Origin of the sequence: Primorskyibacter flagellatus (assembly GCF_900176485.1) — a bacterium.
In the GTDB taxonomy this organism is placed as follows: Bacteria; Pseudomonadota; Alphaproteobacteria; order Rhodobacterales; family Rhodobacteraceae; genus Primorskyibacter; species Primorskyibacter flagellatus.
Map to the genome: position 1 here is coordinate 1 of NZ_FWYD01000072.1, position 1,153 is coordinate 1,153.

1 protein-coding gene is annotated in these 1,153 nt (G+C 61.2%); it reads right to left on the reverse strand.

The annotated features are described in order from the left end of the window. Window positions 1–1,121 (reverse strand): tyrosine-type recombinase/integrase (locus tag B8991_RS20980; RefSeq protein WP_084355220.1); only part of this gene is annotated, 1,121 nt, incomplete at its 3' end. Window positions 1,122–1,153 lie beyond the last annotated feature (32 nt).

The following is a 1,153-nucleotide window of genomic DNA, read 5'->3' on the forward strand; positions in this document are numbered from 1 at the left end:
GCGGCCTTGGTCAGGTTGACCCGGAACCTATCGCGCCTGCGCTGATAGCGGCGCGTCATCTCTGCCGAGGTATGGCCGAGCTGCTTCTGGACATAGCGCTCATCGACCTCTGCTGAGGAGGCGAGCCCGGCGCGTAGGGAATGGCCTGAAAACATCGCAAGCCGTTTTGCTTCCGGCAGTTCCGAGCGGATACCGCTTGTTAGCACAGTTGCCTTGATCAGCCGCGCGACGTGCTTGTCGGAGAGGCGGGTTTCGAGTGCGCGTTTCCCGTCATGCGCACACCGCACGAAGACCGGACCGAAGTCGATCTTCGCGAAGTGCAGCCATTGCTCAAGCGCGTGGACCGGGCAGGTCTGGTCGGACGAACCGCGTCCGATCTCGACCTCACGCCAGCCGGTTTTGGCATTGAGCGTCAACATGGCACCGCCTTCGAAAATCTCGACCCAGCCGCCTGAATCCGGTGTGTCGTCCTTGTGCACATCGAGACTGACGATCTCCGACCTTCGCAGGCCCCCTGCAAAACCTACGAGAAGGATCGCCCGGTCTCGGAGCCCGCGCAGATCGTAGGGCAGGGTGGCTACCATGGCTAGGATGTCCTCCAGCAGGATCGCTTCCTTCTGAACTGGCGGGCGTGCATGTTTGCGCTTGATCCCGGCCAGAACGGTAGCGATGTGCCGGTTCTTGCGATCGAGTGTGAACCCGCGTTGCGTATAGTTCCAGGCAAGACCCGAGAGGCGGCGCTCGATCGTGGAGACTGAAAGGGCAGGGGCCTTCCCAGCTGGTGCGGCCAGATCAGCGACATAAAGCCCAATCATCTCGGGCGAGGGGGGCAGGGGATCCGTTCCTTTCAGTCGGCACCAGCGGGCGAAATGCTTCCAATCGGCCGCGTAGGCCTTGTTTGTGTTCTCGGCTGTCGAGGCTTCGGCATATCCGCGCGCCGTGTCGACCAGCCGGTCCAGAGTGCCGGACCCGGCGACATGGCTGGGCAGGGCGATTGATGCACGTTCTCTCTCGCTGTGCTCGTCACTGTTCGGCGCGTCATTGGACGCTGAGCTCGAAACCTCGGCCTCATGGGCGTCGGAACGCTCGCTTTTGGTGCTTTTATTCGTGAGATTACCCATGTTTTCGAGCGTAACATTTTGATGTCCGATAA